This is a genomic window from Mycobacterium sp. (assembly GCF_025965855.1).
In the GTDB taxonomy this organism is placed as follows: Bacteria; Actinomycetota; Actinomycetes; order Mycobacteriales; family Mycobacteriaceae; genus Mycobacterium.
On record NZ_JAOPWB010000129.1, the window covers coordinates 1 to 7,283 of the forward strand.

8 protein-coding genes are annotated in these 7,283 nt (G+C 65.3%); 1 reads left to right on the top strand and 7 read right to left on the bottom strand.

Features of this window, described 5'->3' with window-relative positions:
* Positions 1 to 235: 235 nt before the first annotated feature.
* The 7 genes from JWP83_RS09790 to JWP83_RS09820 all read right to left on the bottom strand — a co-directional run bounded on the left by JWP83_RS09790 (position 236) and on the right by JWP83_RS09820 (position 5,979).
* Positions 236 to 1,183, bottom strand: coding sequence for an NAD(P)H-binding protein (locus JWP83_RS09790; protein ID WP_297729365.1), 948 nt, complete (start codon positions 1,181 to 1,183; stop codon positions 236 to 238).
* Between the two features lie 105 nt (positions 1,184 to 1,288).
* Entirely contained in the window at positions 1,289 to 2,014 is a 726-nt protein-coding gene (locus JWP83_RS09795; RefSeq protein ID WP_297729368.1) for an NAD(P)-dependent oxidoreductase, read from the bottom strand.
* Between the two features lie 384 nt (positions 2,015 to 2,398).
* A complete protein-coding gene (locus JWP83_RS09800; protein WP_297729371.1) occupies positions 2,399 to 2,800 on the bottom strand; it encodes a nitroreductase family deazaflavin-dependent oxidoreductase in 402 nt (133 codons plus the stop codon).
* A gap of 801 nt (positions 2,801 to 3,601) precedes the next feature.
* Positions 3,602 to 3,889 (bottom strand): hypothetical protein, encoded by a 288-nt coding sequence (locus JWP83_RS09805; protein WP_297729374.1) that lies wholly within the window; start codon positions 3,887 to 3,889, stop codon positions 3,602 to 3,604.
* Between the two features lie 65 nt (positions 3,890 to 3,954).
* Positions 3,955 to 4,626: a class I SAM-dependent methyltransferase gene (locus JWP83_RS09810; protein ID WP_297729377.1), complete on the bottom strand. Its 672-nt coding sequence runs from the start codon at positions 4,624 to 4,626 to the stop codon at positions 3,955 to 3,957.
* Between the two features lie 27 nt (positions 4,627 to 4,653).
* Positions 4,654 to 5,040 carry a DoxX family protein gene (locus JWP83_RS09815; protein WP_297729381.1) on the bottom strand — a complete coding sequence of 129 codons (387 nt, stop codon included), beginning with the start codon at positions 5,038 to 5,040 and terminating at the stop codon, positions 4,654 to 4,656.
* Positions 5,041 to 5,334: 294 nt separating this feature from the next.
* Complete coding sequence (locus JWP83_RS09820) at positions 5,335 to 5,979, bottom strand: TetR/AcrR family transcriptional regulator (protein ID WP_297729384.1); 645 nt, start codon at positions 5,977 to 5,979, stop codon at positions 5,335 to 5,337.
* A 541-nt stretch (positions 5,980 to 6,520) separates the two neighbouring features.
* Here JWP83_RS09820 and JWP83_RS09825 point away from each other — a divergent pair.
* Positions 6,521 to 7,159: a hemerythrin domain-containing protein gene (locus JWP83_RS09825; RefSeq protein ID WP_297729387.1), complete on the top strand. Its 639-nt coding sequence runs from the start codon at positions 6,521 to 6,523 to the stop codon at positions 7,157 to 7,159.
* Positions 7,160 to 7,283: the final 124 nt, after the last annotated feature.

A 7,283-nucleotide genomic window follows, 5' to 3' on the forward strand; every position in this document is an offset into this window, starting at 1 on the left:
AGGTCGTTGAGGAGAACGAGCTCGACGCGGCGAACCTGGGTGTAGACAGACGCCGGGAAACGTCGCAGGGTGGCTTCCAGGACGAGGACCCCGGTGAGGAATCCCGCGAACAGACCGCTGAATAGCACGCTGGCCAACAGTGCGATCCTGGCGACGGTGTCAGCGCTCCGCCGCAACGGCGGTTTCCCTACGCTGCCGGACGATGCGGAAGGGACAGAGTGGATCTCGGGTGCGCTCATGGCATCTCTCGCGGTGCGGTGTCGACGGTGGGTGGGTAGTTTGGTGCCATCAGCGCTGCGGGCAGGTGCTGGCTGGGTGTCGGCGGCGGGTTCTGGAATGCCGCGGCGTGATCGACAGCCCATTGCGCGTAGGTGCGTGCGGGGCGGCCGAGGATCTTGTCCACGGCGTCGGTGATGGGGGCCGCCCTATCCAGCTCGCGGGCGTAACGGGCCATCATCGCCTCGGCGAAGGGCCGTGGAAGTCCGTGCGCGACCATCCCGTCCGCGGCCTCCGCCGGCGAGATCTCCTGGTAGCGCAGCGGCCTGCCGATCACCTCACCGATCGTGGCGACCATCTCCGCGTGGGTAAGCGATTGCGGACCGGTCACCGAAATCTTTTGCCCGGCAAGGCTGTTGTCGAGCAGCGCCGCGGCCAGCACCGAGGCCACGTCCAGTTCGTGGATGGGGGCGTCGGCGAAGCCGGCATGCGGCCCGCGTATGACGTCGCCGTTTCGGGCCTGCGCGGCGAACATCGTCAGTGTGCTGGCCGCAAACGAACCAGACCGCACGCTCACCCGGCCCCGACCGCTGCGGGTGACTGATTTCTCGACCTCATTGCGGTCACCGTTGAACCGGGGCGGCTGCCTTACCCGATCGTCATCGACATTGAGTGCCGCCAGCACGGCGACATCTTTGACGCCGCGCTCAGCGGCTATCCCCAGCAGCGTCGGTGCCGCTGGCCCGATCGCACGCGGGTGCACGGATAGTGACGCGACACCGTGCAGCGCCGTGGCGATCGTCTCCGGCCGTGACAGATCACCGCGAACCACCTCGACGCCCGGCGCTGATCCGTCGAGCTGCGTACCGATGTGACGAGCCAGCGCGCGGAGCTGCTCGCCGGCGGACGACAGCAGATGGACGAGGGGCCGGCCGATAATGCCGGTCGCGCCGGTGGCGAGTATCACGGCTGATCCTTTCGCTTGCTTGACCGGACGCGCCGCTGTAGTGAACTGTGGCCGGAAGGTTTGCAGGGTCTGGGTTTTGGAAAGGGTGCCCGGCTGCCGTGGGCGCTACGGCGAAGGAGCGGTCCGGGCCGGGTGCACGGCGGGCTTTGCGAACGCCTCGCGGCGGATCATTTGCCACACCGTGGGTGTGTGTTGGGTGGTCGAGACGACGGCGGTTTTGCCGATGGTGGCCCGGTCGTCGGCCAGGGCGAGCAGGTAGTGGGCCAGATCGATGCGCGCGGTGAATGCACCGACGGGATCGACCTCTCCGGCGTGGTAGGCGGTCGGTTCAGGCAGGTCAAACAGGCCCGAGGGCCGCAGGATCGTCCAGTCCAGGCCGCTGCTGCGCACGATTGTCTCCATCCGGCGCATGTCTTCATAGACGGTTTTGCCGAGGGTGCGGGTGATGATCGGCTCGATCAGCCGGATCGCCAGCGGGCTGCGACTACGCCGAGTGCTGAAGGCGGCGGTTGAGCTGACTACGGCCAGTCGCCGCACCCCCGTGCAGTGCATGGCGGCGACGATGTTGGCGGTGCCGACCGAATACGTGTCGACGGGTTCGCGGGTGAACGAGACGCCCAGGGTTGACAGCACCGCGTCGGCACCGGCGACCACCTCCCTAACCGCGGCCCCGTCGCGCACATCTAGCCCGGCGACGGTCAAATGCGGTTCCCTTAGCGGGAAGTCGCCCGGCTGGCGGGTCACCGCCACGACGCGGTGCCCGGCCGCCAGGGCCTGTTGGATCAACAGCCGGCCGGTCTGGCCGTTGGCCCCGAAAACCACGATCTTCATGGCGCCTCCATAGTCACTATCGATGATCATCATAGATGATGACTATCATGTCAAGTGTTAGTCTACGCGGCATGACTGCGGCGTTGGGACTGTCCGTTATCGGCGGCCAGCGCCAGGAGCACCGCGTAAGTGCGCGGGTCCGCACCTGGTGGGAGCCAGCCGGCGCCGGAAGTCGGTGGCGATATGCGAGTTCGGCGATGCCCGGGGGACGAGCGCATCCCGGTTCTGCTTGCCGAGCTGGGGGCGCATGCGCGTCGTGAGCTTCCCTCGTATCTGCTGGCCAAGATCGACAAACCTGCGCGGCTATGGCGCTCAGCCGCGTCGGCGACGCCCCGTATTCGGACCCGGATTATTCGTGGGCACAGGGGCAGGGACGGGACTGAGTTAGCCGGCTGTCGCGACTTCGCGCACGACATCGAGACTGGCGAATTCCGTCGCCTTGATCACCCTGCGGAGCATGAACCGGATGAGCGCCGGCATATCGGACGCGTTGTCATCTCGGTAGACCCGCGGGGAGCCCACCTGATACCGCCGGCGTCGAGTTTCGAGTTCGCAGCCCCCCGCGGCGATCACGTTGCGCAACCAGTCGGTGTCCGAGCCGTAGGTCAGGGCAATCAGGTAGCCTCCCTGACGCCTGAAGGCCCACAGCGGGGTCCGAAAGATCCGCCCGGATCTGCGGCCGCGATGTATGACGACCGCCCACCCGGGTGCCCAGGGAGCGATGAATTTGGTGACCCGATTGAGCCCGATCCTATTGGCACGGGCGAGCCATGCTGGAGCTGGCATCGTAGAACTCCTCACTTGTCGAATTTTGTTGACGTGCGGGCGAAAGGAGTCGGAGAGCGTCTGCTGACCGTCAGCCCCCGGGCCGCGGTAAGTCCAAGCTCGGTCAGCCGAGGGGACCGACGGCAGCCGGTGCGTGTCCTCATGTACTGGCGCGCATTGATTTCGCCAGTGCGCGTGGCTCATTGGCTGCACAAGGCGAGCGGTGTCGTGGCCCGCGCGGGGATGGCCCATGCCACACCGCACCGCTGAAGGGACCATAGTCACGCATTCAGATTATCACACAGTAGTGCAATCATCTTCCAGTGCTATGTTCTCATGGCGGGCACGATGGGCGGCGAGCATGCACGCCGCGCCGATCCGTTTGTCGGCGAACGGGATTTCGCTCGTTGGTGTGGAGATGCTCGGGACCGCGGTCGACGTCGTTGAAGAAGATCGTCTCTGGCGGTAAGCGGCGGTTGACGGCAGTCGTTGCCGTTCAATAGATCCAAGGATTGCGATCTCTCTCGAGCACACGCCCGATCGGTTTCCGTATGCGCGCTGTGCGTCGCCAAAGACGCGAAGCCCTTCGCTCCGCGCGCTCTTCCGTCCGATTGACGATGTTGCCCCCGGGATGGGCTTCAGTCCCGCAGAGGCCACACAGGCCACGCGACTGGCGGGGCTGCCAGCGCGGGGCCGGTCGCACCGACCCTGAGCTTCCGCTTCGGCAGGCCGCCAGGAGTGTCTCAATATCTCGGCTCTGAGTTCGCTAGGGCCCCGGCGCAATCGAACATCCGAGATTTCGTTGGCATTCGCGCTCGTACTTTAGGCGACGGCTTGTGAATGGGCGTCGCAGTCGGCTACGGCGTCGCGCCGCCGGAGCGAAAGCAGCTGTCGATAGACGCCAAACGATAGGGTGAACGGGTCGCACCACGACGGTATTCCACCCACCAGGTGGAGCCCGGTCACCATGATGATCGATGCTGTGGCAACAGGTTGCGACCTGAAGTACCGGTGCGCCGCGTCGGACAGCTGCTCGTCATCGATGGCGATCAGGTCATAGGCGGCCACGCCGGCAGCCAGTGCCAGCCAGGCTCGGTCGGAGTGACGCATCCTTGGATCCCTTGTGTCTTAGACGACTAGTGACAACGCTGGGAAGTTCACCGACTCGGCATCCCTCAGCCGAGGTGCGCCGACAGGAGCCAACCCGGCACCGAGCTGCGGCCGTTGACTTCGGCCCTGAATTCGACGCCAGGCAAACCGGCGAAACCGTGGGGCAGGTTGGCATGGAGGCGGGCGGGCGCGATGTCCTCGATCACCCAGTACTGCGACACCACCTCGTACAGCTCGTCGGAGGTGACGGCGAAGGGCGGGCTGTCGGGCATTCCTGCGCGGTCGAACAACAGCACGAAGTAGGACGCACCCGGCGCGGCGGCGCGCACGATGGACTGCTGGTAGCCCTCCCGCAGCTCGACGGGGATTGAGTGAAACAGCGTGCTGTCCACGATGGTGCCAAACCGGCGGTCATACCCGGTAAACGAGCTGATGTCGCCGACCGCGAAGCTGGCGTTGATCAGACCGCGCCGTGCGGCCTCGGCCCGGGCCAGGCCGATTGCAGTAGGCGAAAGGTCTAGGCCCACCGTGGTGTAACCGCGCTCGGCGAGATACAGCGATACCGCGGCCTCGCCGCAGCCAACGTCGAGGACGTCGCCGTGAAACTTGCCCTGCTCGATTAGCGCGGCCAGTTCGGGCTGTGGCTCACCCAGGCTCCACGGCGGCACACCTGGCCCAAGCCGGGCAGTCTCGCCGCGGTAGGCCGCGTCGAATTCGAAATCTTGTGGTGCGGTCATGATCCTCCTCAGGCTGTTCGAAACGGGTCAGCTCAGCGCGAGAGCGAACGCGCTGGGGTTGTTCTCGTGCAGCGTCAGAGCAAGGCCTGCGACGTTGAGCGCCAGGAAAACATTCGCGAGGTAAAACTGTGGGCTGTAGTCGCTGGCACGGATGTGGGTGTAGAGGGCGCACACGAAAAACAAGACCAGCCCGATCGCGGCGGCCACCCCCAACGGGCGAAAAGCCAGGCCTGCGGCCAGGCCCAGCGCTCCGGCAGTCTTCAGCGTCCCAATCGGGAACGTGAGCCACGAAACGGGTACGCCGGCCTTGGCCATTCCGGGAACGATGGCCTGCATATGCAGCAGGGCCGCGATGCCCGAGAAGCCGTTGGCGGCCACGGCGATCAGAGTCACGGTGAGATAGGCGGTGCTCATGTCGGGACTTCCTCTCCGGTATGGAGTCCATCTGCCACACCTACGTTTGTGTCGTTTTGGACGGCGCGCCAGCGCGATTCGGCCGTGCACGTGGTGCCTCGGCGAATCGAGATGTTCCCGTCCGATGCCCCGGCCGTGAGGAACCCCGATCAACTAGTCACGATACGTTATTATCATCTGTCATGATGATCATGTCAACTGTTGATGACTGAAGTGACTGGGCGACCGTCGACTCACCTCGGAGCCGACGCGTTGTCCGCCCCGCCGAGCGCACGGTATGTCGTCCTATGGAACTCAGCTCCGTTTTCGACGGTGCCCTTGACGGGGTGTGCTGTTGACCGGGATTGCGTTGAGCCGTAAGACGCTGTCGACGATTGTTTCCGCGTACTTCTCATCGATGTCGAGTCCGGCGAATAGTCGCCGGTACATCAGGGGTCCCGCCAGTTGATCGATGGTCAGCGGGATATCGGTGTCGGATCGGAGTTCACCGCGCGTCATGGCGGCCGCCAGGATCGCTCGAAATCCGGCAGAGCCGGATCGGTACAGGTCTTCTTTGAGGGAGGCGAATGTGGGGTCGAATGGTGCTCGTTCCAGCACGGCGCGCATGGTGCGTTCGCTAGCCGGATCGTGGAGCAATCGTCGCAAACCGTTCAGTTCTCTGATCAGATCGGCGCGCAGATCTTCGGTACGTGCCGTCCGTGCCTGGCCGATCCGCTGCACGATCGCGTCGTGGATGAGCGATGCCACGTCGGGCCAGTGCCGATACAGCGTGGTGCGGCCAACGCCGCTGCGGCTCGCGACGGCGACGTGGGTGACGCCGGTCCAGCCGTGCTCGGCGAGCAGTTCCTGGACGGCGGACAGGGCGGCCTGACGGCTCCTCACCACCCGGGGGTCCGAGCCGCGATCCAGCGCCGCCTGGCTGGGATGGACTTTGCTCACTGAAACTTCCCTCCGCAATGGTCGGGTGATCACGCCCTTGTGGGACATCTTGCACCAAACCACACTCTGGTACATACTGTTCCATATCTATGGGACAGTTTGTTTCACACATTGTGGGTACAGAACGCCGGCTGCAGTCCATCTCGGGCAGGGCACAAGGCTTTTCGCCCCCGCGCGGGCGGAGCCCGGCCGACCTCTGGGACGGGCGTTGGAGGTGATCACGGTGGCGCACCCGAGCGTGGTGACGGAGGTGTCGACACCGCGCCGCGCAATTACCGAGCGCGCCACCCTGCGCCAGGTTCTCACCGGAGGCAGCCACATGACATGAACTAGCAACGCCGCTGCCTCGCCTGTCAGGCCATCCGAGGATGCGGCGAAATCTCCGGCCTAGTGGTCATTGGTCCTCGCAGCACTGTGGGCGCCGCACCACGACGCCGACGCCGGTCCGCGGCCTCGGGCAGGAAGCCGGACGAGGCCAACAGCCAAGAAAAACAACGCGGACCCACCGTGCGAGGGTCCAAACACCGAGAAGGAAACGTTCATGGACCGTCCTGACGTCACGATGATGTTCGTGGTACACAACGCATTGCGCCGCGATCTCGCCCGTATGCAAGCGGCGGCAGCACACGCCGGTGATCCGGCTGCGCGCACGGCGTTACGTGCCGGCTGGGCGACGTTCAGCCGATACTTGACGGTTCACCACACCGCCGAGGACCAAATGCTGTGGCCGCCAATGCAGGCACAGCTCGGCGGCCGGCCCGACGAAACGGACCTGCTCGTCGAGATGGCCGACGAGCATTCCCGGCTCGATCCGGTGATGCGAGAGATCGACGACGACCTAGCCCAGGGACCTCCCTCGCGCCTGGTCGCGCTGTTCGGCGAACTCGCGGCGGTGCTGACCGGGCATCTCGAGCACGAGGAGGCCGCGGCATTGCCGCTCGTGCAGGAGATCCTGACCATGCGGGAGTGGAAGGCGTTCGGCGACGATCAGCGTCGCCGCATCGGCCTCAACGGCGCGGGGTGGTTCTTCCCGTGGCTGCTCGATGCCACTCCGCCGGCCACCCGGGACAAGGTGCTCGGCATCGTCCCGCCCCCGCTGCGGCTGATCTACCGGCTGATCTGGGAGCCACGGTATCGACGTCAGTCACCCTGGCCACGCGAACCGTCGGCTCACCGCTGACGTTGCAAACCAACCCGGCTCGACCCGCGGTCCGGTCTCGTGCATGAGATTCGGGCAAGCGCCGGGCCCCGTTGTAATTCACTCGTATTTAGGAGGACTGATGAAAACCTTGCTGATGAGCACC

What these genes read in the sequence shown, in the direction of transcription:
- JWP83_RS09795 (WP_297729368.1), bottom strand. Translation starts at nt 2,014, where the DNA reads ATGAAGATCGTGGTTTTCGGGGCCAACGGCCAGACCGGCCGGCTGTTG.
- JWP83_RS09800 (WP_297729371.1), bottom strand. Translation starts at nt 2,800, where the DNA reads ATGCCAGCTCCAGCATGGCTCGCCCGTGCCAATAGGATCGGGCTCAAT.
- JWP83_RS09805 (WP_297729374.1), bottom strand. Translation starts at nt 3,889, where the DNA reads ATGCGTCACTCCGACCGAGCCTGGCTGGCACTGGCTGCCGGCGTGGCC.
- JWP83_RS09810 (WP_297729377.1), bottom strand. Translation starts at nt 4,626, where the DNA reads ATGACCGCACCACAAGATTTCGAATTCGACGCGGCCTACCGCGGCGAG.
- JWP83_RS09815 (WP_297729381.1), bottom strand. Translation starts at nt 5,040, where the DNA reads ATGAGCACCGCCTATCTCACCGTGACTCTGATCGCCGTGGCCGCCAAC.
- JWP83_RS09825 (WP_297729387.1), top strand. Translation starts at nt 6,521, where the DNA reads ATGGACCGTCCTGACGTCACGATGATGTTCGTGGTACACAACGCATTG.